The sequence below is a fragment of the Fictibacillus phosphorivorans genome (assembly GCF_007673525.1).
Classification (GTDB): domain Bacteria; phylum Bacillota; class Bacilli; order Bacillales; family Fictibacillaceae; genus Fictibacillus; species Fictibacillus phosphorivorans_C.
Genome location: NZ_VDZU01000001.1, coordinates 2,553,491 through 2,579,121, shown reverse-complemented (window position 1 = coordinate 2,579,121; position 25,631 = coordinate 2,553,491). Strand labels below are relative to the sequence as shown.

The following is a 25,631-nucleotide window of genomic DNA, read 5'->3' as shown; positions in this document are numbered from 1 at the left end:
AGGATGGAGAGAGAATGAAATTTGCCATCGTATCAAAAGGAGATAATAAATCCAATATCTTAACAGAAAAAATTCGGGCATATCTTGAAGAATTTGAACTGGTTTATGAAGAAGAAGAGCCTGAGATTGTGATAACAGTTGGTGGTGATGGTACATTGCTTCACGCGTTCCATCATTATGTACATCGCATCGACAAAACTGCTTTTGTTGGTGTCCATACCGGTCACCTTGGTTTTTTTGCAGACTGGTTGCCTGAAGAGGTGGAAAAGCTCGTCATACATATCGCAAAAACACCTTTTCAGATCGTTGAATATCCTTTACTCGAAGTTACAGTACGATATATTGATGGGCTAGATGAGAAGAGATATCTCGCTGTTAATGAATGTACAGTAAAAAGTGTTGAAGGATCGCTTGTAATGGATGTTGAGATCAAGGGAGAAAAATTTGAAACGTTCAGAGGCGATGGCCTTTGTATTTCAACTCCATCTGGAAGTACAGCTTATAACAAAGCACTCGGTGGAGCGATCATCCATCCGTCTCTTGCATCCATTCAACTATCAGAGATGGCTTCAATTAACAACCGTGTATTCCGAACGATAGGTTCGCCGCTCGTACTGCCGCAGCATCATACGTGTATTTTGAAACCTGTGAACGATGTGGATTTTCATATTACGATCGACCATCGATTTTTAGTTCAGAAAAAAGTAAAGTCGATTCAGTACAGGGTCGCAGAAGAGAAAATTCGATTTGCTAGGTTTCGGCCATTTCCTTTTTGGAAAAGAGTGAAAGAGTCATTTGTTGGAGATTAATATGGAAAATTTTAAAATCACTTGGACTGTTGAAGAAAAAGAGGCTTCCGTTCTTTTACGAGACTATCTAAAAACGAAAGAAATTTCGAAAGCAGCGCTGACCGATATTAAGTTTCACGGCGGCGCTCTTCTTGTGAATAAAGAAGAAGTAACGGTAAGAACGCTCTTAAATAGCGGAGATGAAATAACTGTCTGTTTTCCACCTGAGACGAAAAGTGAAACTATGGAAGCAGAGAATATTTCAATTAACATCGTGTACGAGGATGAACATTTTTTAGTTGTAAATAAACTTGCTGGTATGCCAACGATTCCGTCTCTGTACCAACCAAAAGGATCACTTGCTGCAGCAGTGTTATTTTACTATCAAGAAAAGGGTATACCTGGTACGTTTCATGCTGTAAATCGATTGGATAAGGACACCTCAGGAATCGTAGTAATAGCGAAACACCGCTTTGCCCACTCTCTAATGTCTAAACAACAAATCAATAAGTCTATAAAAAGAGGTTACATCGCTTTTGTCCATGGGCAAATAGAAAACCAAGAAGGTACAATAGATACACCAATTGGAAGAAATCCTGACAGTATTATCGAAAGAATGGTCAGGGAAGATGGACAGCATTCTATGACTCACTATAAAAAAATAGATTATCTGCCTGATTCTGATTTTTCAGTGGTCAGGCTAAAATTGGATACAGGAAGAACTCATCAAATTAGAGTTCACATGGCATCCATTGGCCACCCCCTTTTAGGCGATGATTTATATGGAGGCCGCTTAAACCTCATTAATCGCCAGGCGCTTCACAGTGAAAGAACAACATTCATACACCCATTTACCGGTGAACAGATTAATATAAAAGTAAGTTGTCCTAAAGATATGAAGGATTTGTGGAACTAGCACAAATCCTTTTTTTTTTTAACTTTTAGGCTATTAAAATCCAAGCAAAATGAACAAGCTCTTCATCTACTAATAAAGAAGGAGAGAAATTTGAAAATGAATAAAAAAAACCAAATTGAAATCATCGCGAGATTAATGGATCCCATTATTCCTCTATATCATAGCAGTTTACCAATCGTTTTGTTTTGGAACCCGAAATGCGGCTGCACTTCCTTAATAAAATGGTTTTTCTTTCAAATTGGCCAACTTGAACAAGCGAGAGGGTATTCAACATGGATTCATGCATACCGCGAAGAAGTTTTTGAAAAGCAAAAACATTATAAAACAATCGTAAAAAATGAATTGCTTCATGGAAAAAAAACGACATATAAACTGGTTAGAAATCCATACAAAAGAGCTGTGAGTTCTTATTTTGCCGTATTAGCTGTTCCATCAATCTTGGAACAAATTGCTCCAGGAAGACCAGAGGGTATTTCTTTTAAACAATTTTTATACAGAATCCGCGCAATTGGAGTAAAAAGAAATAAGATCAATCCCCATATCGCGCAGCAATACAGCGACGGTGAAGAACATATCATTGATCAGTATTTAAAATTGGAAAATTTTTCAGAAGAACTAAGGGCAATAGAAAAGAAGTTTGACCTTAAAAAAGCCCCGCTCAATCAATTATCTTCATCCAATCACCATAACAGTCAAAGAATGAACTTAAAAGTAACAAACTCCTATGCGACCAGAAACATGAAGCCATATCTCTTAAAAGATATACCGTCATACGAGCATTTTTATGATGATGAGACAATGCAGATTGTAAAAAATTTATATGCGGATGACTTTAAAAAGCTTGGGTACAATCCTAACATTTTATAAAATATGCAATTGGATAGCAACTAAGCACTCTTACAATGAAGCAGCAGGAATACAAAAAAAGGTGTAATTCATGAAAGGACTACACCTTTATTTTATTTGGCTCTAGAACGATGCTCTTTGAGATGCGACAATGAAAACAAAGAAGCTTTTTTTTAATCGTTAAAAGAGCGAAACTTTTCAGGTACAAATGGATGAGAGGAAGGTACACTTACCGGCTCAAGCTCTGGATATTTTAATGCACTTAATTTGCCGCCAAATACACAGCCTGTATCAATATTCCACGTGTTTTGAATATGTCGAACGTCTTCAACTGGTGTATGGCCATAGACAATAGTAATTCTGCCTGAATGTTTTTTTGCCCAATCTCTTCTGACAGGAGTTCCATCCGGATTGGTTTCACCAGTAATATCTCCATATAAAACAAAGGTTTTTACTTTATTATGTGTCTGTCCTACATAATCTTCACGAATTCCAGCATGAGCTACGACTAACTTTCCATCATCAAGATGTAAATAAAGGGGTGCCTTTTCATAAAGGCTACAAAAATGATTTCTAACCACTGTTCTTTCATCCTGACTGAGAGCCTCTAATTCAGCTACGGTCGTTTCTAATCCGTGTTTAATCTGTACGTTTCGTCCTAAAAAGTATCGATAAAGTTTGTTGCAGTGGTTACCCGGTGTATAAAGTGCAAGGTCATTTTGCACAAGCTCGTAAACATGTTCCATAACACTTATAGAGTCTGGTCCACGATCCATTAAATCCCCCAAGAATACGAGTTTCCTGCTTTCATTATGTACAGGCATACCATTATTCCACTCATAGCCCAACTTTGACACTAGCTCACAATACTCTTTATAACACCCATGAATGTCACCAATAATATCGTATCTCATAATTTCACCTCATCCTCATTAGGATACTTCAAAGGTAAAAGAAAAACACCTGAAAAAATCAGGTGTTATTCAAACATGTATTTTACAGTTCTAGATCGAACATTTAGAACGATACCGAATGCGATCATACATGCGAGTACTGAACTTCCTCCATAACTGATAAATGGGAGGGGGATTCCAGTGATCGGCATCACTTGAATGTTCATACCAATATTTTGAAATACTTGAAAGGTATACATTCCAATTACACCTGCACAAAGGTAACTTCCAAATGCTTCATTGCTTTCGAGGGCCGTGTTAATCATTCTGTAGACCATTAAGAAAAAGAGTGAAATAACAAAGCTTGTTCCTACAAACCCAAATTCTTCACCGATGATTGAAAAAATAAAATCAGTTTGTGCTTCTGGCAGATATACAGAGCCTTCTGTATATCCTTTTCCAAACAGCATTCCGCTTCCAATCGCAAGCAGTGCGTTTCTCGTATGATATCCTGCATCTTTATGTCCATATGGATCAAGCCATGCGTAGAATCGGTTAAGCTGATATTGATCTAGTATGTGATCTACGAAAAATTGTGGGAAGGTAAAATATATCCAAACCAGGATTGATATGAACAAGATAAAGGAAAGAATAAGAATAAGTATAATTCTCCATCTAATTCCTGACACAAGTAGAAGGCTACCGGTAATTGCCATGAAAACAAGGCTCGTACCAAGGTCAGGCTGCAATAGCACTAGAAAAGTCGGAAAACCAGCGATTACAGCAATTTTTCCGAGCAATAATAGGTCTTCATGAATTGTACGAATAATATACTTTTCATTATGTGTTGCAATCGTATTAGCCAATGCTATAACAAGTGCCACTTTAACAAGTTCTGATGGCTGAAGTGCAAAAGGTCCAAATCTGTACCAGCTTTGTGCACCATTAATGTTTGGAACAATGCTTTCTGGTGCAGCAAGAATACCTAATAGCAATATGATACCAAGTCCATAGAGATACCAAGATAACTTTCTGAACTGATCAAAGTCTAAGACCATGACTCCGATTACAGCAATTCCACCGATAATGTACCATACGATTTGTTTAATTACGAAGTTGCTACCGTATTGATCCATCATCTGTGCACTATAGATCGCAATACAGCTTGAGATGACCATTAAGAATAATATAAACAAAAGATTGTAATCGAGTTGCTGCCATGGAGATTTATGGTTATTTTGCATGTGGAATCGACTCCTTAAAGTAAAACAATAACATGTATTATCTTACCGAAAAACAGAACGTTTGCAAATCATTTTGAGCACAATCGTTTGACATTTCTTTTTCTGCTTTACTATAGTAAACCAATAATATATAGAAACTATGGAGGGATTATGGAAGAACATGCATCTTTTGCTTCATTAGTTATCGTTATTCTAACAGCATTTTTTGTTCCTATTTTTCTAAACAAATTTCGCTTAAGGGTGATTCCTGTTGTAGTCGCAGAAATTATTGTCGGAATCGTATTAGGAAAAAGCGGCTTTGATATTGTTCATGCAGACGCTTGGCTTGAAATCTTATCTGTACTTGGCTTTATCTTTTTAATGTTTCTAAGCGGTCTTGAGATAGATTTTAGTATTTTTGCAGGTGAATCTAATTCAAAGAAAAAGAATACAAAAAAAGAGCCAAACCGTCTTGCTGTATCGAGTGTGATTTTTCTATTTATTCTCATTCTCTCTTATGGTTTATCTCTATTGTTTGTATGGGGTGGTTTTACAGAAAGTGCGCTCTTTATGACTCTTGTAATATCTACGATTTCTTTGGGAGTTGTCGTTCCTACCTTAAAAGAAGAAAAATTGTCTAAAACAACGATTGGTCAAATCATTTTGTTAGTCGCTGTTATAGCGGATCTTGTTACAATGATTCTTCTTGCTCTATTTGTTTCTATGGAATCCGGTGACCCAAGTCGCATGTGGTTATTGCTTATCCTTTTCGCTGCAGGATTGATTCTGTATTTCGTCGGAAAGCAATTAAGACACCGTTCTTTTCTTGAAACAATGTCTAAAGGAACGATTCAGCTTGATACAAGAGCAGTATTTACGTTAATCATCGTATTAGTCGGACTATCTGAATCGGTTGGTGCGGAGAATATATTAGGAGCATTTTTAGCGGGAGTTTTAGTTTCTCTTCTGTCACCTAATAAGCAGCTTGTCCATAAGTTAGACTCTTTTGGTTATGGCTTTTTAATTCCTATCTTTTTTGTAATGGTAGGGGTGGAGCTGGATATTCGTTCAATTTTTGCTGATTCAAAAGCATTGGCATTGATTCCTTTATTGCTCTTGGCTCTGTTAATCTCCAAATTCTTGCCTATTCTATACCTTAGAAAGTGGTACGACTGGAAAACCGTAACGGCGGCTGGATTTTTATTAACTTCAACACTGTCACTGGTTATTGCAGCTGCTAAAATTGGAGAGCGAATTGAGATTATAGATGCACGTACGTCGTCAGCTCTTATTCTTACTGCTGTTATTAGTGCGGTTGTTACACCTATATTCTTTAAGAAGTTCTTACCTAAGAAAAAGGAAGAAGAAGCACCAAAAGAACAGCTTGTGTTTGTCGGTGCAAACCAGTTTACGCTACCACTAACTACAGAATTAGATCAAACTCGTTTTGATTTTAGACTGTATCATACAAAACAAGAAGAGAAAGATCAGAAACAGCTAGAAAGCTTTAATATACGTGAACTTGAAAATTACGAAGCAGATACTCTAAAAGCATCTCACGTTTTTGAAACAGATGTAATTGTATTTGCAACAGGAAACGATGAAACGAACGAAAATCTTGCGCTCCTTGCAAAAGAAGAAGGAGTACAACGAATCGTTGCTCGTATTGAAGACCCTGTTAAAAGAGATGCACTTAAAGAAGAAGGCATTGAAGTTTATTCTGTTTACTTCTCGTCGCAAGTTTTATTAAAAGCTTTAATTGAAAATCCTGCGGTTGTCGATATCCTTACTACATCAGATAATAGTTTGAACGAAATTATCGTTTCGAATAGTTCGTACCACCGTACAGCATTAAGAAACTTCCCATTCTTGGGTGACAGCATCATTGTTCGGATTTATAGAGGAAAAGAATCAATTGTTCCACATGGTGATACGGAGATTCTATTAGGAGATAAGATGGTTGTAACAGGAAGCAAGGAACAAATTCAACAAATGAGACAAATACTGAGTTAAGGTCCATTAAAAGTGCTGGTTAAATGCCAGTGCTTTTTATTTATCGTTTTTAATTAGGTTCATGTCTATTAATGATTTCTCATTTATCTATTCGTAAACTTCATTGATAGTTAATTGGAGTGTAAGATTCGAGACTCCTACGGGACAGTTGGGCAGGTGAGACACTTAAGAGTGAAATGTTACGAATGGGGCTCACCGCCTGCCCCTCGGAAAGGGAGCATCTGAAACGGAGATCAACTGATTCATTGTTCTCTTTCAAAACATCAAATTTGCAAAACAAGCCTTATTTTTTTATATATATGAGCATGCTAAATATAAACAAAAAAAGGAGCTGAAATTATTTATGCAGCCAGTTGTTCATTGTCCTAAATGTCATAAAATGCATGATTTAAACCATAAAATTCTAATCGCTCAATCTAATCAAAATGTCATCTATCGCTGTGATTCGTGCGGTTATGAAGTGAAAAATATTCAGACTAGTAAAGGTTAACTAGTGAATTTCCCCATTGTTTCTGTTATACTAATTAGGACTTGGTACTAATAACAAATACTAATTTATAAAATTTTGAAACCGAAACAATTGGGAGGAATGCTTCTATGTATCAATTATCACTAGAAAACAAAACGTTCGTTGTAATGGGTGTAGCCAACAAAAGAAGTATCGCATGGGGAATCGCACAATCTCTATCAAACGCCGGGGCACGCTTAGTATTTACATATGCTGGTGAAAGATTAGAGAAAAATGTTCGAGATTTGGCAGAGTCCCTAGATCGAAATGATTCTATTGTTCTTCCTTGTGATATCACGAATGATGATGAAATTAAAAAGACGTTTGCTCAATTGAAAGAAGAAGTTGGAGTTATTCACGGTTTAGCACACTGTATTGCTTTTGCAAACACAGAAGAGCTTAAAGGAGAATACTTAAACACAACACGTGAAGGCTTTCTTCTGGCCCATAACATTTCATCTTACTCACTTACGGCTGTAGTGAAAGAAGCTCGCCCCTTAATGACTAAAGGTGGCAGCATCGTAACGCTTACTTACCTTGGTGGAGAAAGAGTTGTCTCCAACTATAATGTTATGGGTGTTGCGAAAGCTTCACTTGATGCAAGTGTGAAGTACTTAGCAAGTGATGTTGGAAAAGACGGAATCCGTGTAAATGCGATCTCAGCTGGACCAATTCGTACTCTGGCTGCAAAAGGAATCGGTGACTTCAATTCTGTATTGAAAGAGATCGAAGAAAAATCACCGCTTAGAAAAGCTAATACACAAGAAGAAGTAGGCGATGCTGCATTATTCCTAATGAGTGACTTAGCTCGAGGAATTACAGGTGAAATCCTTCACGTTGACAGCGGATATAATACGATTGCACGCTAATAAAAAATAAATAGACAAAACCCCGAATGCTCTCAATGGGATTCGGGGTTTTTTCGTGTCCTGGACTGTATCCTATTCTCATCAGTCCTATTTTAAGTTGTGGCTGTTTCCTTTACTCATCAGCCTAGTGGTGAGTGTAGTGGATTACAATGCTGCAGGAGTACCAGTTGTTGGTGGTACACAGATAATTCCGCAGATACAACGGCAATCAAGAACGATTGTACGAGTTTCTGTAGCTGTTTGAAGGTATGAAAAAACTGCACAATGAGATTCTGCATCATAACTTACTACAGTAAAATCAGTAGACTGATCAGCTGCAACACCTAGTGGTAGAGAAGCACCTTTTAGTATAAGCTGAACAACTTGCGGTTGCCCCATAGAGCAAAAATTCCCGTTCATTCTAGCGTTAGCCAGCTGTTTTAAAAGTTCGCACACACAGCCACCAGACTTAGATTTTGTTGCTCCAGCATTATTGCCACAACATGAGCCATTATTAAATAAACTCAATGTATTTCCTCCTTTGAAATAGATACATGTACCTGATTTCTCTCAGTTATCAGGTTAATATACTATATGGAAGTTTGTACGAAATGGAATAGGGTATTAAACCATTTTTAATATAAATAGGCTGATAGAAATTAAGTCCATTTTTTTGAAAGTAAGATGTTCGTCCAAACAAAAAACATTGAAAAGAATATATTAAAGTAGGGCTTAAGTAATGCCCAATGTTTCTAAGGGAGTGTTCTTTCAATGTCAGTATATTTTAGTCCTTACCGATACTTTTTTGTTCAATTGTCTCAAACACAACAAATTATTTCAGAAGTATTTCTTCTAAGCTCAAACCAACCTTCAGGTACACCTGACTTAACAGGTGTTAGAGTTTTAGAAGTTGGCGGCGACTATGTTGTATTTACTCAAGCAGGGTCCGCTGGTGCAGTTCGTTCATACGTACCAATCGATAAAATTCTATCAGTTGAGCTATAAATGATTGATAACTCCATGCTTAGGCGTGGAGTTATTTATATTGAAAGGAGAGGGAGATGAAAAAGCTTAATCTTCTATTTATTACAAAAGACCGTTCACAGCAGTTAGAAAGAAGCAGTTATTATTTAGAACTCGAGCTCGCCAAACTTACGAATTTAACAAAATGGCAGCATGATGGAAACATTCACAATATACTAAGTCAGCTTTCAGTAAAACCTGATTTTATTCTTTTGAACGATTACAAACCTGAATACAGACCTTTTATCAGAGGATTAAAAGATTTACAAATTCCACATGGGACTTTGATGCACGACCTGCATTATAAGTTATCAAAACGGAATTTATTAATTCATCAAGAAAAACCTGCACTTATCTTTTGCCATTATAGAGACGCATTTAAAAGATGGTTACCTGAACATATCAATCGACTTGTTTGGTTTCCTCATCATGTTCCCGCTCAAATATTTCACCCTTATCCAATCCCTAAAGAAATTCCACTTTTATTAATAGGAGCCACTTTTCCGCATATATATCCATTTCGCCATCATCTTGTTCAGCAATTTAAAAATGATCCCCGTTTCGTTCACCCTGCACATCCAGGTTACGGAGCATTAAAAAAAGGGCTGACTGGCAATAGGTATGCTGAAAAAATAAGCAAAGCAAAAATCTTTTTAACGTGTGACTCTATTCATCATTTTCCGCTGCTAAAATACTTTGAAGTGCTAGCTTGTGGTACGCTGCTTGCTGCGCCAGCTTCAAAAGAATTGTCCGATCTAGGTTTCATAGATGGGAAAACATTTGCTGCCATTAATGAATTGAATTATAAACACAAAATAGAATATTTTTTATCAAATGAGTCTGAGCGGAACCGGATCGTCCATAACGGATTACAATTAATCAGGCAAAGACATACAACTGAGATAAGAGCGAAAGAAATGGTTCATACCATTCACCAGTATTTAAATCATTTGAAAAAATAAGGAGGGGTTTATTCAATGAACAAAGTATCTATAATAATTCCTTTTTATAATTGCCCTTACATTGATAAAGCGATAGAGAGTGCCTTAAACCAAACACATAAGAATGTTGAAGTGATTGTTATAAATGATGGTTCTACTCTGCACAATGAAAAGATCATTCCATACCTGAATAAAATAAAATACATTAAAAAAGGTAATGGTGGTACTGCTTCAGCACTAAATACAGGTATTCGTCATGCATCTGGTGATTATTTTGCTTGGCTAAGTTCCGATGATCTTTTTCATCCTGCTAAAATTGAAAAACAGCTGCGATTTATGAAGGTAAATCATGCTTCAGCATGTTATTCAAACTTTAATATAATAAACGAACAAGGTGCGATCGTAACCTATTCACAAGGCCAGGCCTTTCCAAACCAAGTTCTATTTTTAAAGCGAATGCGTCGCGGCTGTGTAATCAACGGCTGTACAGTCATGTTAAAGATGGGTATCTTTAAAGAATTAGGGCTATTTGATGAAACCTTGCGCTACACCCAGGATTATGAATATTGGTTAAGGGTTCTTGCAAAATACCGTTTTTATTATTGTCCAGAAATCCTCGTTAATTATAGAGTACACAACAACATGGGAAGTGAAAAACATAAAATGGAAATACGAAAAGAACTGCTGAAAACAATTCAGCGTCACAACAGCAAAATGAATGAACTGATTAGAATCGCCATTCAAAAAAGATTGTAGGATAAATAAAAGCAAAAGCCGCCAAGAAAAAGAGCGGCTTTTGCTATTTTAATATCTTTAAGAACTCTTGTGCATACGTCTCTAAATTAAATAGAGATAAGCGGTTTAATGCCTGATTAATAATTTGAGTTCGCAATGCAATATTGTCTGTTAGTTCAGTTGCTTGTGCAACGGCAGATGCTATATTTCCATTGTTATAAAATTTACCTGTCACATTATGGGTGATAAATGCTTTAACGCCATCCGAATCAGAAGAAAGAACAGGACATCTGCAGCTCATCGCTTCTATGACCGCATAACCGAATCCTTCTACTTTGGAAGTTGATAATAAGAAACCGCCACTGTCTCCGATCCTAGAAAAATAATCGGCCATTCTTTTGTGAGGAACATTCGCGTGAACGATAACAGAATTTGTTAACTTAAATCGGTCAAGTAATTTATAAAATCTTGTTTTCTCTTGAGGGTTTCCTAATGTATCATCAATAAACATCCAAAACTTTATGTTAGGTCTCTTTTTGGCAAAACGCATAGCAAACATGAGGAAATCATCCCAATTTTTATTAAGTTCTAATCTCCCTACCCATCCAATCACTGGAAAAGGAAGAGGGGGAGTAGATTGATAACAGAATTCGCTGGTGTCAAAACAATTGTGAAAACAATACTTAGGCAAAGATGGATAATGTATATCTATTAAGTTCATTAAATGTCCGGTTTTAGGGAGAAGAATGCCATTAGCTTCTTTTAATATAATCGATTTTGCTTGTGTAAGGATTTTCTCAGCGTTCTTATAGCTGCCTAATCCTTGCACTTCAAAAATAAGCTTGCCTTTATATCCTAAGTTTCGAATTCTCTGAAGCATTGTATAGTCTGAACATACAAAAATGGCATCAAAGTTTTTAGCTAATATATTTTTTATTTCTGAATTCTGATTTGTTATATAGGTAGGGATCTGCGATATGTTTTGAATACCCGTTCCATTTTGTAGGTATAATAAATGACACTCAATTCCATGGCTGGTTAATGATTTACAGCGCTGGCGATTCAGCGTTTCCATACCTCCGCTTGGTAAATAAAAAACAAATAGAATTTTACGTTTTGCCATACTCAAGCTCCTTTAAATCCTTATAAGCCATAGTATGAATGAAGTGAAAAGTTGTTCTGGGGCCGTCCTTTTTAGGGCGCCTTTTTTTTATGAACAGGATAGGGGTCTAGTCCACAAAATCGATTCAATCATAGTTTAATATAAAGCTTTAATTTTAATTAAGAAAGGAGAGTTTCATTGAAAATAGCAACTATTCTTGGGACACGGCCAGAGATTATCCGATTAAGTTTAATTATAAAGAAATTGGATATTTTAGCAGATCAGCATATTTTGATCCATACGGGTCAGAATTTCACACCGTCGTTAAATGATGTGTTTTTTCAAGAGTTTCAACTTAGAAAGCCAGACTATATTTTAATGAAACAGCAATTTTCTTTCGGAAACCAAATCGCCCATCTGTTTTCAGAGCTAGAAAAGATCCTGTTACATGAAAAGCCAGATAAAGTACTGGTACTTGGAGATACGAACAGCGCACTTTCTTCCATTGTCGCTGAAAGGCTTAACATACCTGTTGTTCACATGGAAGCGGGCAATCGCTGCTTCGATCTTCGTGTGCCAGAGGAAAAGAACAGAAAAGTTATTGATGCCATATCGACGTTCAATCTGCCATACACAAAGTACAGCAGAGAGAACTTAATTAGAGAAGGAGTTCCTTTAAACCGGATAATGGTTTCTGGTAATCCCATTTATGAAGTGTTAACCAAATATGAGTATTCAATTGATAACAGCAAGATATTAGAAAGATTAGGAATCACAGCAAGAAATTATATGCTAGTTACAGCTCATCGTGCAGAAAACGTGGACAATCATGTTCATTTAAAAGAGATTTTAACCGGTTTAAATTTAGTCGCTGATTATTTCCAAATGCCTGTTGTTTGTTCGATCCATCCTCGTACGAAATCCAAAATCATCGAGAGCAGCCAGCTGAAGATGCATCCGCTCATACAGTTTTATGAGCCATTCGGATTTTTTGACTTTGTCAAGTTAGAAAAAAACGCATTTTGTGCCTTAACAGATAGTGGTACGGTGCAGGAAGAATGCTGTCTATTTCAGGTGCCGACTGTAACCATGAGGAGCAGTACGGAACGTCCCGAAACCGTTGAATGCGGAAGTAACTGTGTATCTGGAGTTTCGGCTAAACAGATTTTATCTTCTGTTAAAGTAATGACCCACAAGGAAAAGCAGTGGTCCATTCCAGAGGGATATGATGATTTGAATGTTTCAGATCGAGTCGTTAAGTTTATTTTAGGAGGAAATAGTATTGTTTAATAAAAGAATTTTAATTACGGGAGGAACAGGTTCTTGGGGACACGAACTTGTCAAACAGCTTCTGCCGAAAGAACCTAAAGAGATCATTATTCTTTCTCGTAATGAAGCTAGCCAGGTGGCTATGCAGAGACAATTTGAATACAATCCAAAGCTCACATTTATGATTGGTGATATCAGGGATAAAGATTCCTTGATGAGAGCAAGTGAGGGTATAGACTATATTTATCATCTTGCAGCATTAAAGCATGTTCCTATTTGTGAACTGCAGCCATATGAAGCAATGAAAAGCAACATTCAAGGCACACAGAACGTAATTGAAACGGCGATTTATCATAAAGTAACAAAAGTAATTTATATTTCAACTGATAAAGCAGCAAATCCTTCTAATTTATATGGAATGACAAAAGCGATCGGCGAGAAATTAATCATTCATGCGAACCTGCTAAGCAAGCATACGCGTTTTGTTTGCGTTAGGGGCGGAAATGTCTTAGGGACAAACGGTAGCGTTATCCATGTTTTTAAAAGTCAAATCAAGAATAAAGGTCAAGTAGGAATCACGGATTTTGAAATGACAAGATTCTTTTTAACGTTAGAAGAAGCGATCAGCTTATTGTTTAAGGCAACTTTTGAAAGTGTAGGGGGAGAGATCTTTGTTATGAAGATGCCTACATGCAAGATTACGGATTTAGCACAAGTTCTTATTGATGCGTCAGGGGAAAAGGGAGTAACCATGGTTGAACTTGGGAAACGCCCAGGGGAGAAGCTGCATGAGATCCTTTTATCTGAATATGAGAGTGCAACAACTGTATATTATGACAGTGAGTATTTTGTTATCTTGCCAACGATTGACATTGAAGGGTTAAACCAGCATTATGATTCCTATGAGAAAGTTGAACTTGAGAGCTATAGTTCTGAAAAGGACTTAATGACTAAGGAAGAGATCCATCAGATGCTTGTTGAGGGTGGCTTTCTGAATTGAAAATAATGATTTTAGGGGCTAATGGGATGGCAGGCCATATGATCGCATCCTATTTTAAAGCGAATACAAAACACCAACTGCTTCTTACTTCTAGAGATAGAACAGAAGGCCATATTATGTTAGATGCTACGAATTTAAATCAAATAGAAGAAGTCATACAATTAAATAAGCCAGATCTTATTATTAATTGTATCGGACTTCTTAATGAGTATGCCGCTTTTCATCAAAGAGATGCAATTCTTGTAAATAGCTTGCTTCCTCACGAACTAGCAAGACAACTCAATGTGTATGGGGGAAAGCTGATTCACATTAGTACGGATTGTGTTTTCAGCGGACACGAAGGAAACTACAATGAAGAATCCGTACCGGACGGATTAACGATGTATGCTAAAACGAAGCAGCTCGGTGAAATAAAAACAAATCCTCATTTGACCATTAGAACATCCATCATTGGACCGGAATTGAAAAATGGCATCGGATTATTTCACTGGTTTATCAACCAAAGAGGTGTTATTAAGGGTTTTACCCATGTAAAATGGAACGGTGTTACCACGTTAGAACTTGCCAAATTTATTCATCACACGATTGATCAGCCTCTTTCAGGATTGTACCATTTAACCGCACCTGAAACTCTATCCAAATATGAATTGTTGAATCTTATAAAAATCATTTTTCAAAAAGAGGACGTTGATATTATCCCTCATACCGAACCGCGTTTAGACAGAACGCTATTTAACTCCAGGCATGATTCAGATTATCGCGTTTTACCTTATAATAAACAGCTGCAAGAATTAAAAGATTGGTTAAAATGAAAAAAACGGTTCTAATTACAGGTGCTTCGGGTTTCACAGGACAGCATGCCTGTAAATACTTTTCGAAGAGAGGCTACAAGGTAATTGGAATTTCCCGAAGACAATTATCCTCTCGTTATGAAACGGAAATTTGTGATCTTTCAAACCCAAAACAGATAATAGAGGTTATGAAAAAACATCAACCTGATTTTTGCTTGCATCTTGCAGGAGTTAATTCTGTTGCGCAATCATGGTCAAATCCCCCTTCAGTTATCGATAGCAATGTACTTGGGACTTTTCATCTTCTAGAAGCCCTTCGGCTGCATGCTTCAAACTGCAAGACGATTATTGCAGGCTCTGCTTTATCTGGTGCTAACCATCCATACGCCGTAAGTAAAAATATACAACTGCAATTATCAATAGAATGGGCAAAAGTGTTCAACCTTCAAGTCTTAGCCGTTAGGTTATGTAATTTAATTGGCCCAGGGAATTCCTCAGGTATTGTTTCACTGTTGGCTAAAAAAATCGTAAAAATGGAAGAAGATAAACAAACTGAATTAATCGAACTCAGTCATTTATTGAATGAAAGAGAATTTTTAGATGTAAGGGATGCTGTCGTTTGTTATGAGATTCTTTTCAACAAAGGAGAGGCATCTTCTATCTATGAAATGGGTTCAGAAGAAAAAACATCACTTAACGAGGTTTTATCCATCTATCAATCATTAACACATGCAGAGTTAGATTATTCATCCTCACAGCCAGAACCGGACAAATCACCTGAATTAATGGTAAGCAGCAAGGTGAGAGAACTTGGCTGGAAACCGAGGTTTACACTTAAGGAATCTCTCTATGATACTCTTTCTTACTTTAGAAAAATACATTATTAACTCAGTAATTCTAAAAGCTAGACATAGTGATTGGCCACAGTAGCTAACTAATAAAAGGTGTCCCGAAAAAATGGGACACCTTTTTATAGTTGGAAAACAGTAAGATGAAAGGCCTGTGCCTTCATGGGAGAAGCCTTATTTTATTATTCGTTTATGATAAAGAGCCATGTTTATATAGTGGGCATTACCTTGTTTACTACTTTTATGAAATAAGTGGTATTCAATAGGCTCTTGAAGATCCTTAAACTCGTTAGAAATTGTATTTGTTTTATACATTACAGCATATGGCAATTGAGGTTTTAAAGCATATTTTCCATAATTTTCTCCCGATATTATGGATCCAGAAATTAAGCGGTTACGACGTTCAAGCCAATTTTTATGGTTACAGAGCAGCATTTCAATGTTTGAGGGTAATGTCTCAAATTTTTGAACCATGATTTGCAGTGCTTGTGGATCGAGCCAATCGTCACCGTTCATAAACAATACATAGTCCCCTAAACAATAGTTAAGTGCAATTTCTAATGTTTTGGCTCTGCTTCTGTTAGCTAATAACAAAGGAACCATACGGGATTCATGAATTTTGTGTATGGCATCTGGAGAAAAATCAGTTGAACCGTTATCGACGGCAATGAGTTGGAAATCCTTAAACGTTTGGCGAATAACGCTTTCTATAGCGTGCTTTACCGTCTTTACATGATTGTGAGAATATAGGATGATGCTTACTTTCGGAATTTGTCCTGTTAGTTTTCTAACATCTACGCTGCTCGCCATGCTTTCCATTGTTAATTGTTCAGGTGGAATGTTTGTCGTTAGGGCATATCGACCATTGAAACGATATTCCATAATATATTCACGCAACAAGACAAAATTTCCATGCTGCAATAAACGAATCCAAAAATCATGATCCTGTACGTTGGGAAATTTATTGCGGTAGCCTCCTGCTTTATTAAAAGCATCTCTTGTAAAAAGAAAAGATGCACCAATAAAACAATTTTGAAAAATCTCTGCTCTCTTTCTTGTCATAAAATACTCTACATAATCGTACCATGCTTTCGTATAGGTAATAGGTGTACCATTTTGATCAATTCTTCTGTAAAATGAGTAAACTAAAACGGTTCCTGGTTTTGCTTGATCCATTGTAACGACCAATCTTTCCAAGAAGTTAGGATCATGCCGATTGTCACTAGAGATCCAAGTGAAATATGGACAATCTTGCAGAAGTTTAAATCCTTGGTTTAAGGTTGGGGAAATACCTAGGTTTTCTTTTCTATCTATAATGACAAATGGAACAGTTAACATCTGGCTGGCTTCTTTTACTGCTTTTACAGTCTCTGCATTGGGTCCATCTAATACAATGACAAGCTTATAGTCTCGGAACGTTTGCTTTTCCATTGACTGAATACATTCAAAAATATACTCCCTTTCTTGATGATAGACAGGGAGCACAACTCCTACTTTCACTAAGGTTCCTCCTAAGAATCAATTACCCTATGAACTTCATAGTGCTTTTCTAGCATTGTATGCGGACATACTAAATTTGGACATGGTTATTCAGGCAAGAATTTATGAATCACCCTCTAACTAGAATTGAAAGGTAGAGGTTTACCAGTCATTATTTAGTTTTCAGTCATTATTTAGTTCATATCCTAACGAAGTTAAAAATTCTCCTGCAGATCTTTTAAAAGCTACTTTAATTTCATCATCAAATTCTTCTCTCCAACTCCCAATCTTACCCTTCCGAAATGTAGCTGACATTGACGGATTGATATTATTTCTCTACATAAAAGTTATAAGAAACGATTACATCACGCAAATCGCGGTATAAGAAAAGTAGTTTCATGTTTAGCTCTTTTAATTTTTTCTCACATTTTGGAATAAAAAAACGTGACCAGAGATGAATTCGTTTTGTTTAATCTCTTTATTGCCTTTTCATGATGAACAATTTGATTGGGCAGCCCCATATATAAATGCTGAGCTGGATCATGTTTTACAGAAGGAAACCCCGTTAAGATTTGAAACATTAGATGAGTTCCGCTCTTTGAAAATGAATTAAAGAAAAAGGAATCAAGTGGATCAGAACGGTCATGGTTTTGGTTAATCAAAATATACTATCCTTCTATTTTTGGCTCACAGAACCTTTTTTATCGACATATTATATGAATAGTTAGCACTTGCTAATTATAAAAATTTTGAGGTGAAATATGATGACCCTTCTTCCTCATGGCGGAAGTTTGATAAACAGGTACCACATAAATGCCGACTACACACACATAAAGACAAGTATAGAGCTGGATGCCATCAGTTTATCGGACTTAGAGTGTCTGGCAATTGGAGCATTTAGCCCGCTGGATTCATTTATGAACCAAGCTGATTACTTGTCTGTACTAAATGATATGCGACTTGCTAACGGACTTCCTTGGTCTTTGCCTATTACTTTGCCAGTATCTGAAGAAAAAGCAAAAGAAGTAACGAGAGTGAGTGAAGCTGTATTAATTTATGAAAATACGGTTTATGGGAAAATAGAAATTACCGATGTATACAAGCCCAATCATTCTTTAGAATCAAAGCTTGTATATTCTACAGAAGATTCTGCTCATCCCGGGGTGAAAAATATAAAGCAAAGAGGTGACTGGTACGTCGGTGGGCGTATTATGATGCTTAAAAAACCTCCTCGTAAAGTAGCTCCGCATTATTATATAGATCCACTGACTATGCGAGAACAGTTTAAAGCGAAGGGGTGGGAAAAAATTGTTGCCTTTCAAACTAGAAATCCCATTCACCGTGCGCATGAATATCTTCAAAAAACAGCGCTTGAACAGATGGATGGCCTCTTATTACACCCATTAGTTGGAGAGACAAAGAAGGACGATGTCCCTGCTCCGACACGGATGAAATCTTACGAAGCGCTGCTTGAACATTATTATCCAAAAGAACGGGTCCTTTTAAGTACTTTTCCGGGATCTATGAGATATGCAGGACCACGTGAAGCAATCTTTCATGCCCTCGTAAGAAAGAATTATGGCTGCAGCCACATTATAATTGGAAGAGATCATGCAGGAGTAGGGAATTACTATGGACCATATGATGCTCAAAATATATTTAACAAATTCAAAAATGAAGAGTTAGGTATCACCCCAGTATTCTTTGAAAATAGTTTTTATTGTACAAGATGTAATACGATGGCAACGGTGAAGACCTGTCCTCACAATGAAAAAGACAGATTAATATTATCGGGAACAAAAGTAAGAGAAATGCTTAGGGGAAATGAAGCAATTCCACCAAATTTCAGCAGACCTGAAGTGATTTCAATTTTACGAAATCACTACGCTGAATAATGTAAGATGGGAGGTTCAATTATTGAATCAAAAAGATAAAAATATAACGTGGCAAAATATGAATGTATCAAAGGAAATGAAACAAAAACTTCATGGCCATAAAAGCTTTGTACTTTGGTTTACAGGCTTATCTGGATCAGGAAAGTCAACTGTAGCGTCAGAAATTGAACGTATTTTCTATAAAAAAGGACTATCTACGATTTTGCTTGATGGTGACAATGTCCGGCATGGATTGAATCAAGATCTATTATTTTCTGAAGAAGACAGGAGAGAAAACATTAGAAGAATTGGTGAAGTTGCAAAACTTTTTGTAGATAGCGGTGTCATTGTGTTAGTTGCTGCTATTTCACCTATAGAAGCAGATCGTCAAGCTGTTAGAAGTAAACTTGGTAATGATGAGTTTGTGGAAATCTATGTTGATTGCAGCCTTTCAGCGTGTGAACATAGAGATCCTAAAGGACTTTATAAAAAAGTTAGAGAAGGACTTATTCCTAATTTTACGGGAATTTCTAATCCATATGAAGTACCTGTAAATCCAGAAATCATAATTCAAACCGAGTCAATGGGCATCTCAGACAGTGCTTTAAAAGTTATAGAATATTTGATCAACCGCAACTATATAACGTAAATGAAAAACTGTCACCCGCGAGTGGGTGACAGTTTTTCATTTTGGTTTATTCGGTTTCCAAGTTACTTTTCCGCATGAACTGCAGCCCTTTTTAGCAGCTGGTTTTATAAGAGATTGATTCTTACCAGCATTCTTGGCTTTGTTTGCTTTTATTTCAGAATAAAGCTTTTGAAGATCATCTTTATTCACTTTCCATCTCTCCTCTGTCTAAATATCCTGGATGCCTTGTCATTATATTCTGAATCAGGAGATGGAGTGTTTTGATTTGTATGAAATGGACGAATGACTGATTTTTTATAAGGATCGGATGGATTGGTATTGAATGGTTGTATCGTTTTTTCCCTTACGTTGTTTGATTTGAAAGGACTTATTGGTTTTGCATCTCGATATAAGGACTGTTCTTTATCGTAAGGTTTAGGAACATGATTGGTTATAAGGGAACCTGATGCAGAAAAGGGTCTTATTTGTGGTACAACAGTTACTTTTGGTTTGTTGTCTAGCTGATATTTGACAGGTGGCTTTTCAGTACCTTCAAAAAAGTTATCTTCTTCTTTCTTATTTAAAGGAAGTTTAGTCGGAGGTTCTGTTTGTTCTATTATCGATTCTTCTTGTTGAAGTAAAGGAATCTGTACAGCTGCAAAATTGCTGTTTATTTTGCTCAACACTTTATTAGCGCACGTGAAAAATGTAGCTTCAGAAACGGATGACAATGATTCGAATTGAAAACGTAAAAATGTTTGTATTACTAAATAACTGATCCATTCAGTAATTTGATTGTCAAAGGTAGGCTGAACGGCTAAAAAAAGTGGTCCATCTTTCCGTTTTAACGTTATACCTTTGTGTATTCCTGACTGTACGGGCAGTCTGAAAGAAGGAGAAGGATTTAAATAGTAGAGCTGTTTCTCCGGTGTATTTAGTGCAAGCGGCATTGGATGACCGCTATGAAAATCCACATAGAAACGCTGGTCACATTTTATATAATCGTCTGTCGTAATACTTATTCCGGTATGCTTTAAAAGTTGATCTAGTTCTTTTACTTTTTGTTGTGATAGCCCTTGAATACCAAACATAAATGTAGAAAGAGCACCTGAAATCGTTCCTCCATCATCAGAGATCTGTAATCCCCAATAAGGCAATAAAAGGCTTAAAGCCTCATATTCTATTGTTGATAACTCACATACTTTCTGATTTTGATACCAGATTGGTCTCATGATAGCTTCCTCCTTAACGCTTATCTATAAAAATAGGCTTTCGTTCTTGTGTCATAACCCACTCTATTTCCATAGTATGTATGGAATCTTCAGATCATGATGAGGAAAGGAAGGGAAACAATGGGAAATAATCATAAACACTTGCAGGATGAGTGTATCCGCGTTCAGAAAGTTTACGACTGGGTGACTGATACACTAAACGTAAGAAAAACCGTTTCTTTTACTCCTGAACAAATTGTAGCTATAGAAGAAGCATTGGATGATCCTTCACGCCGACCGTTAAGATTAGTTACGAAAGTACCTAAAACTCCTCCAGCATTCCCGCTAACAGGTGAGACAAACGAAGCATGCCCTGAATTATATCTATGCGAGCAAGTTGGAGATAAGAGAGATGTAACAGTAGCACTTAACGGAGGTTTTGCTGAAGCACAGCTTGTAGAGCTACTCTTTACAACAGATATTAAAGTTCAAGTTGTAGACCGTAACGGAGTAATCGTTGTAGAGCAGTTGGTTAACGCGTCAGTATTTGAATCTTTCGTCTTGTGTTATCCAGATGGAACAGACTTATACTGCCGAATCACTAAGATTTTTGCTCGCATCCCAACAGGAACTGTATTGTTGAATAGTCCTTCTCCAACTTCATTCGTTGTAGACATTACATTCTGTGTTGACATCCAAGTTGAGGCTGAAGTTAAACTTGAGGTATTAGCGAAGTTCTGCTCGCCTCGTGAAAATGATCTCTGTGCAGAGGAAAGCGAGGGAGAAATGTGTCCTGAGGTAGTGTTTCCACAACAATGCCCGGACATATATCCCAGGCCAGGCTGCCTGTGTAGATCACGAGGAACTGCTAGCGGATTAACGTGTGAAGAAGATGGAGCAACAGAAGCAGGAAGAGTCACAATATCCGTTGAAATCTGCCCAAATTATAACCTTTCAGGAAGCAGATTCCAATTATCATTAAACGATACAGGATATACAGCTACTGAATTCACACAAGATACACTTAGCTGTGATGAATATGCTGATGGGTTAAGACTAACTGTTTCAGGAAGAGGAACATTGGATACTTCTGGAGAACAATATAAGTTTAACCTGGCTATTGTTGAGACAGCAGATGGAAATCAATTTGAGGTAGAACTTATTGACAGAGCAGGTAATAAGGTATTTACTACCGGTGTTGTAAAAGCAGATTCTGGTGAGATCGCTATAGAAAACTGCTTACAGCATCAATAATTATTAGATCTGAAGAACAGAAAGACCTGAGGCATCTGCCTGCAGGTCTTTCTTGTTCATGAAAAAAAAGTGAACGAATAATCATAGCTTACATACAATAGGGAAAGAGCCTAATTATGCAAGGGGGAAGATGCATGGGGACGAAAGATAAACTAAGTTATGAGCGGCTCGTTACTAGGGTGGACTATTATAAAGATAAAGCACTTGATCTAGAGAAAAAGCTCGTATTCGCAGAAGAGACCATCGAAAGACTTGAAAAAGAGACGAACAATGATCGATCCCTTAAGATAATTGAAGAAAATGAAAAGGAACTGCTAGCCCTAAGAAAACAAGTTGAAGAACTCACAAGAAAATTAAAAAGATTAGAAGAACATGAGATGGAAAAAAAGATGCAGAGCTATGAAGAACTGTTGAAAAGTATTCAAGATGAAATGAACGATAAAGACCAACAGATTGACCTGTACCAACAGCGAATCAAAAGTATGGAAAAGCGGATCAATATCAACCGCACATCTGAACCTGTATTTGAAGAGCTTGATACAGAAAATATTTCAGAACCTCAGAAAAAAGAAGGTTTTAACAGTGCGTGCTATTTCGATTATTCGGTAATTTTTACTAAAGATAAGAAGGGCTTTATTAGAGGCTCATTCTTTATCGAAAATACTGGAACAGAGACGTTGGAGAATCCTTATATTTGTTTCAGGTTCCAACCAGCAGAAGCTTGTTCATTAAAAGGAAAGATCATATCGCTGATCGCGTCACCCTCACAGGAAGAAATGACACAGTCTATTTGGATGTATATGGATAATGAGTGGGCAGAAAAAGCAAAAGAACGGGGAGAGATGTGGATCTGTCCACTACGTGAAACCAAGTTTAAAAGTGGTGACAAACTCTCTTTGGATGATTTCCAAATTCCTTTTAAGAGTGGTATCGATGAAAATATTACGGTAGAAGCGTTCGTTTATTTTCATAAACAAAACTATCGAACAAAAGCAGTTAATCATATAGCGATCAACTTTTAGTGAGACAGCCTATAACCAACTCGTCAGACTTGCATATGATGTACTATACGAGGAGGTTGTAACATGGAAGATTGTTATTATTGTAAAAGGAAGAAGAAGCATAAAAAACATAAGAAGGTTTATGCTGATAAAGTAATCATTAAAGCAGATAAAGTTATTATTCATGAAAAGAAGGTAGAGTGCGAATCAAGCTCTAGCAAATGGGAGTCTAGTCATAAACATGAGTCTAGCCACAAACATGAGTCATCTTCTAAACATGAATCTAGCCATAAACATGAATCTAGCCATAAACATGAATCTAGCTCAAAGCATGAATCTTCTTCAAAACATGAATCTTCTTCTAGCTCAAGCTCAAGCTCAAGTTCCAGCTCAAGCTCCAGCAAGGGCTGCCACTATGATCCTTGGGTCTAAGCAATCCAAATGTTTCTTTAGAGTACTCTCAACAGAGTGCTCATTTTTTTTAATATTACACTTCGAAAACATAGATTTAGAAGGAATAGGGTAAGAAATAGAGAAGTAATGATAAAGGAGAGGATATCGATGGGGTATATCTTGCCGTACCTACCAATTCAGCAGTTGCAATATGCTAGTCGGATGGAAAAAGCTGAAAGAGGATTACCTGTTGTTGCTAGTGTTCCTCCAATCCAGAATGAAGACGTACGTTCATTTCAGAATAAGAAGAGATTGACCTTTGAAGAAAAGCGTTCTTTTGATCAGATCTTAAGTGAAATGGAAGGCAAAGGAAATATAATTAACGAAACCATATGATGGTTTCTTTTTTTGTTCATAACATTAAGACTTGGGGTGTTAATAGTGGAATTTATTGAACTTTCGACTGATTGTTATTACTTTAAGAGTGCCGTTAACATAGGGTATATCGTGAATAATGACAAAAGCAAAGGTATGTTAATAGATGCTGGACTTGATTCATCAGCAGCCAAAAAAGTGTTAAAGCATCTTCATAATGAAAAGCTACCTTTAACCCATCTATTCATTACTCATGCTCATGCGGACCATTTTGGAGGTGCATTCTATATACAACAAAAGGTTGATGTACATACAATCGCTCCTCTACTAGAAGAAGCAATTATGAGGAATCCTGTACTTGAACCAATCTATCTATCGCATGGGAATTTTCCTTTAAAAGAAATGCGCAATAAATTTTTAGAAGCACCCGCTATACGTGTTGATGAAAAATGCTCAGAAGGAAATATAGAACAATTTCCAGAAGTTCAAATTATTCATCTTCCAGGTCATAGCTATAATCAACATGGAATCTTATTCCGCGGCATTTTATATGCTGCCGATGCGTTTTTAGGAAAAGATGTACTCCGGAAGCATAAGATTCCCTTTATTGTTGATGCTGGTGAAAACATAGCAACTTTAAAGAAGCTGAAGATGATTGATGCGGAAGGTATGATTCCTGGTCACGGTAAGTATGAAACTGAGTATAAGGATGTTATACAGGATAATATCCTTATATATGAAACAATTACTTTAGAAGTACAGAATATGATCAACCATTCAGGTAACTCTGGAATATCATTAGAGGATATTGTGGCCTCAATGTTAACGAAATACGAAGTTGAACCGTCAAACCTGGGGGCATATTCCTTGTTTCGAACAGCCATCTCTGCACATGTTATTTATTTGCTAGAGAATGGAAGTGCAGCGTATCAGATTACGAACGGACGGCCTGTCATTTTTTCGGCTTCGTACAAGGCATGATTAACAGTTTACCGTCTGAGAATTCTGCATACACGATTTCTTTTATATCGGAGTATCCTTGTTTGTGAATTTGTTCTAATAGTTTATTTTTTGAAAGTCCAGCTGTTGAAAGGTTATCATGATTTAGTTCGCCGTCTAATATAAGTGTAATTGGCAACTCCGGCTGCTGCTGGCTTTGAAGGTTCAAATCCTGTCTGTTTGGAGGGCCGTATTGATATTTAGGCAATATGCTTAAAGATCCATTAGATTCTAATATGGCATATTCAACTTCTCTTAAACCGAAAAATCCTTTTTGTCTAACTAAGTTTTGAAGCTGGTTGATATCGAGCTTGCTCTTTTTGAGCATGTCACGATCGATTAGTCCGTTACGAATGACGATAGTGGGGGCGCCTTCCAGAAATTTTCGCGTACCTTTAAATTTCTGAGATATAATTTCAACTACATAAACCATGGAGCCCCAGATTACAATGGCATACAAGATAACGAATATAGAAGTCTCGTCATCATACATTGCATTACCGACTAATTCACCCAAGAAAATAGATGAAATAAAATCAAAGGGTGTTATTTGAGAAATCTGCGTTTTTCCTAAAACTTTTGTTAACAAAAAGAGAGCGATAAACCCTACGATTAATTCGGTTGTCAATTGTCCAACATGAATGTCCATCAACCTTAGTCTCCTCAACGTACG

The 25,631-nt window shown here is 36.8% G+C and carries 28 protein-coding genes; 19 read left to right on the top strand and 9 right to left on the bottom strand.

All coding sequences use genetic code 11. The features are described 5' to 3' along the window. The first annotated feature begins 14 nt into the window (after nucleotides 1–14). The 3 genes from FS458_RS12880 to FS458_RS12870 all read left to right on the top strand — a co-directional run bounded on the left by FS458_RS12880 (nucleotide 15) and on the right by FS458_RS12870 (nucleotide 2,571). Complete coding sequence (locus FS458_RS12880) at nucleotides 15–809, top strand: NAD kinase (RefSeq protein WP_144701110.1); 795 nt, start codon at nucleotides 15–17, stop codon at nucleotides 807–809. A gap of 1 nt (nucleotide 810) precedes the next feature. Further along, on the top strand, nucleotides 811–1,704 hold the full coding sequence (locus FS458_RS12875; RefSeq protein ID WP_144701108.1) for an RluA family pseudouridine synthase: 894 nt from the start codon (nucleotides 811–813) through the stop codon (nucleotides 1,702–1,704). 96 nt (nucleotides 1,705–1,800) lie between these two features. Continuing rightward, nucleotides 1,801–2,571, top strand: coding sequence for a sulfotransferase family 2 domain-containing protein (locus tag FS458_RS12870; protein WP_144701106.1), 771 nt, complete (start codon nucleotides 1,801–1,803; stop codon nucleotides 2,569–2,571). A 152-nt stretch (nucleotides 2,572–2,723) separates the two neighbouring features. Here FS458_RS12870 and prpE read toward each other — a convergent pair whose 3' ends face one another. Together prpE and FS458_RS12860 are read right to left on the bottom strand one after the other, a co-directional pair. Then, nucleotides 2,724–3,464 (bottom strand): bis(5'-nucleosyl)-tetraphosphatase PrpE, encoded by a 741-nt coding sequence (prpE, locus tag FS458_RS12865; RefSeq protein WP_144701104.1) that lies wholly within the window; start codon nucleotides 3,462–3,464, stop codon nucleotides 2,724–2,726. A gap of 65 nt (nucleotides 3,465–3,529) precedes the next feature. Further along, entirely contained in the window at nucleotides 3,530–4,687 is a 1,158-nt protein-coding gene (locus tag FS458_RS12860) for an FtsW/RodA/SpoVE family cell cycle protein (protein ID WP_144701102.1), read from the bottom strand. A 150-nt stretch (nucleotides 4,688–4,837) separates the two neighbouring features. Between FS458_RS12860 and FS458_RS12855 the strand changes: the two genes are divergently transcribed. Both FS458_RS12855 and fabI read left to right on the top strand, forming a co-directional pair. Then, a complete protein-coding gene (locus FS458_RS12855; protein ID WP_144701100.1) occupies nucleotides 4,838–6,679 on the top strand; it encodes a monovalent cation:proton antiporter family protein in 1,842 nt (613 codons plus the stop codon). Between the two features lie 597 nt (nucleotides 6,680–7,276). Then, entirely contained in the window at nucleotides 7,277–8,056 is a 780-nt protein-coding gene (gene fabI / locus FS458_RS12850; protein ID WP_144701098.1) for an enoyl-ACP reductase FabI, read from the top strand. A 144-nt stretch (nucleotides 8,057–8,200) separates the two neighbouring features. Here the strand turns inward: fabI and FS458_RS12845 are convergent, their stop codons facing one another. After that, nucleotides 8,201–8,563: a hypothetical protein gene (locus tag FS458_RS12845; RefSeq protein ID WP_144701096.1), complete on the bottom strand. Its 363-nt coding sequence runs from the start codon at nucleotides 8,561–8,563 to the stop codon at nucleotides 8,201–8,203. Between the two features lie 243 nt (nucleotides 8,564–8,806). On the opposite strand from FS458_RS12845, the gene FS458_RS12840 reads away from it, so the two are divergent. From FS458_RS12840 to FS458_RS12830, 3 genes are read left to right on the top strand one after another with little or no spacing between them, the layout of a single operon-like run. Then, nucleotides 8,807–9,040 carry a hypothetical protein gene (locus tag FS458_RS12840; RefSeq protein ID WP_144701094.1) on the top strand — a complete coding sequence of 78 codons (234 nt, stop codon included), beginning with the start codon at nucleotides 8,807–8,809 and terminating at the stop codon, nucleotides 9,038–9,040. Between the two features lie 56 nt (nucleotides 9,041–9,096). Then, the gene (locus tag FS458_RS12835; RefSeq protein WP_144701092.1) at nucleotides 9,097–10,020 is read left to right on the top strand and encodes a glycosyltransferase; all 924 of its coding nucleotides are present in this window, start codon (nucleotides 9,097–9,099) and stop codon (nucleotides 10,018–10,020) included. 15 nt (nucleotides 10,021–10,035) lie between these two features. After that, the gene (locus FS458_RS12830) at nucleotides 10,036–10,755 is read left to right on the top strand and encodes a glycosyltransferase (RefSeq protein ID WP_144701089.1); all 720 of its coding nucleotides are present in this window, start codon (nucleotides 10,036–10,038) and stop codon (nucleotides 10,753–10,755) included. Between the two features lie 43 nt (nucleotides 10,756–10,798). On the opposite strand, the gene FS458_RS12825 is transcribed toward FS458_RS12830, so the two are convergent. Beyond that, nucleotides 10,799–11,857 (bottom strand): glycosyltransferase family 4 protein, encoded by a 1,059-nt coding sequence (locus FS458_RS12825; RefSeq protein WP_144701087.1) that lies wholly within the window; start codon nucleotides 11,855–11,857, stop codon nucleotides 10,799–10,801. A 177-nt stretch (nucleotides 11,858–12,034) separates the two neighbouring features. Here FS458_RS12825 and wecB point away from each other — a divergent pair, with 177 nt between their 5' ends. The 4 genes from wecB to FS458_RS12805 are packed head-to-tail and all read left to right on the top strand — an operon-like array spanning nucleotide 12,035 to nucleotide 15,783. Continuing rightward, nucleotides 12,035–13,126: a non-hydrolyzing UDP-N-acetylglucosamine 2-epimerase gene (gene wecB / locus FS458_RS12820; RefSeq protein ID WP_144701085.1), complete on the top strand. Its 1,092-nt coding sequence runs from the start codon at nucleotides 12,035–12,037 to the stop codon at nucleotides 13,124–13,126. Then, on the top strand, nucleotides 13,119–14,105 hold the full coding sequence (locus FS458_RS12815; protein ID WP_144701083.1) for a polysaccharide biosynthesis protein: 987 nt from the start codon (nucleotides 13,119–13,121) through the stop codon (nucleotides 14,103–14,105). Before wecB ends, FS458_RS12815 begins: the two co-directional genes overlap by 8 nt. Nucleotides 14,106–14,110: 5 nt before the next feature. Then, complete coding sequence (locus tag FS458_RS12810) at nucleotides 14,111–14,917, top strand: dTDP-4-dehydrorhamnose reductase family protein (RefSeq protein WP_313957538.1); 807 nt, start codon at nucleotides 14,111–14,113, stop codon at nucleotides 14,915–14,917. Beyond that, nucleotides 14,914–15,783, top strand: coding sequence for an NAD-dependent epimerase/dehydratase family protein (locus FS458_RS12805; protein ID WP_144701079.1), 870 nt, complete (start codon nucleotides 14,914–14,916; stop codon nucleotides 15,781–15,783). Before FS458_RS12810 ends, FS458_RS12805 begins: the two co-directional genes overlap by 4 nt. 135 nt (nucleotides 15,784–15,918) lie before the next feature. Here the strand turns inward: FS458_RS12805 and FS458_RS12800 are convergent, their stop codons facing one another. Both FS458_RS12800 and FS458_RS12795 read right to left on the bottom strand, forming a co-directional pair. Continuing rightward, nucleotides 15,919–17,244: a glycosyltransferase family 2 protein gene (locus FS458_RS12800; RefSeq protein ID WP_144701077.1), complete on the bottom strand. Its 1,326-nt coding sequence runs from the start codon at nucleotides 17,242–17,244 to the stop codon at nucleotides 15,919–15,921. Nucleotides 17,245–17,645: 401 nt separating this feature from the next. After that, nucleotides 17,646–17,885: a hypothetical protein gene (locus FS458_RS12795; protein WP_144701075.1), complete on the bottom strand. Its 240-nt coding sequence runs from the start codon at nucleotides 17,883–17,885 to the stop codon at nucleotides 17,646–17,648. A gap of 99 nt (nucleotides 17,886–17,984) precedes the next feature. Here FS458_RS12795 and sat point away from each other — a divergent pair, with 99 nt between their 5' ends. Together sat and cysC are read left to right on the top strand one after the other, a co-directional pair. Then, nucleotides 17,985–19,118 (top strand): sulfate adenylyltransferase, encoded by a 1,134-nt coding sequence (gene sat / locus FS458_RS12790; protein ID WP_186320541.1) that lies wholly within the window; start codon nucleotides 17,985–17,987, stop codon nucleotides 19,116–19,118. Between the two features lie 22 nt (nucleotides 19,119–19,140). Beyond that, the gene (gene cysC / locus FS458_RS12785) at nucleotides 19,141–19,746 is read left to right on the top strand and encodes an adenylyl-sulfate kinase (protein WP_260858608.1); all 606 of its coding nucleotides are present in this window, start codon (nucleotides 19,141–19,143) and stop codon (nucleotides 19,744–19,746) included. Between the two features lie 36 nt (nucleotides 19,747–19,782). Here cysC and FS458_RS20735 read toward each other — a convergent pair whose 3' ends face one another. Then, on the bottom strand, nucleotides 19,783–19,935 hold the full coding sequence (locus tag FS458_RS20735; protein ID WP_186320540.1) for a hypothetical protein: 153 nt from the start codon (nucleotides 19,933–19,935) through the stop codon (nucleotides 19,783–19,785). Continuing rightward, nucleotides 19,932–20,957, bottom strand: coding sequence for a hypothetical protein (locus FS458_RS12780; RefSeq protein ID WP_144701073.1), 1,026 nt, complete (start codon nucleotides 20,955–20,957; stop codon nucleotides 19,932–19,934). Before FS458_RS12780 ends, FS458_RS20735 begins: the two co-directional genes overlap by 4 nt. A 120-nt stretch (nucleotides 20,958–21,077) precedes the next feature. Between FS458_RS12780 and FS458_RS12775 the strand changes: the two genes are divergently transcribed. The 5 genes from FS458_RS12775 to FS458_RS12755 all read left to right on the top strand — a co-directional run bounded on the left by FS458_RS12775 (nucleotide 21,078) and on the right by FS458_RS12755 (nucleotide 24,940). Further along, nucleotides 21,078–22,190, top strand: coding sequence for a hypothetical protein (locus FS458_RS12775; RefSeq protein ID WP_144701071.1), 1,113 nt, complete (start codon nucleotides 21,078–21,080; stop codon nucleotides 22,188–22,190). Nucleotides 22,191–22,324: 134 nt separating this feature from the next. After that, nucleotides 22,325–23,212 carry a hypothetical protein gene (locus FS458_RS12770; RefSeq protein ID WP_144701069.1) on the top strand — a complete coding sequence of 296 codons (888 nt, stop codon included), beginning with the start codon at nucleotides 22,325–22,327 and terminating at the stop codon, nucleotides 23,210–23,212. A gap of 63 nt (nucleotides 23,213–23,275) precedes the next feature. Next, nucleotides 23,276–23,623, top strand: coding sequence for a hypothetical protein (locus FS458_RS12765; RefSeq protein WP_144701068.1), 348 nt, complete (start codon nucleotides 23,276–23,278; stop codon nucleotides 23,621–23,623). 129 nt (nucleotides 23,624–23,752) lie between these two features. Next, on the top strand, nucleotides 23,753–23,980 hold the full coding sequence (locus FS458_RS12760) for a hypothetical protein (RefSeq protein ID WP_144701066.1): 228 nt from the start codon (nucleotides 23,753–23,755) through the stop codon (nucleotides 23,978–23,980). A gap of 45 nt (nucleotides 23,981–24,025) precedes the next feature. Beyond that, a complete protein-coding gene (locus FS458_RS12755; protein ID WP_144701064.1) occupies nucleotides 24,026–24,940 on the top strand; it encodes an MBL fold metallo-hydrolase in 915 nt (304 codons plus the stop codon). On the opposite strand, the gene FS458_RS12750 is transcribed toward FS458_RS12755, so the two are convergent. Further along, entirely contained in the window at nucleotides 24,912–25,607 is a 696-nt protein-coding gene (locus FS458_RS12750) for a YetF domain-containing protein (RefSeq protein WP_144701062.1), read from the bottom strand. The genes FS458_RS12755 and FS458_RS12750 overlap by 29 nt on opposite strands. Nucleotides 25,608–25,631 lie beyond the last annotated feature (24 nt).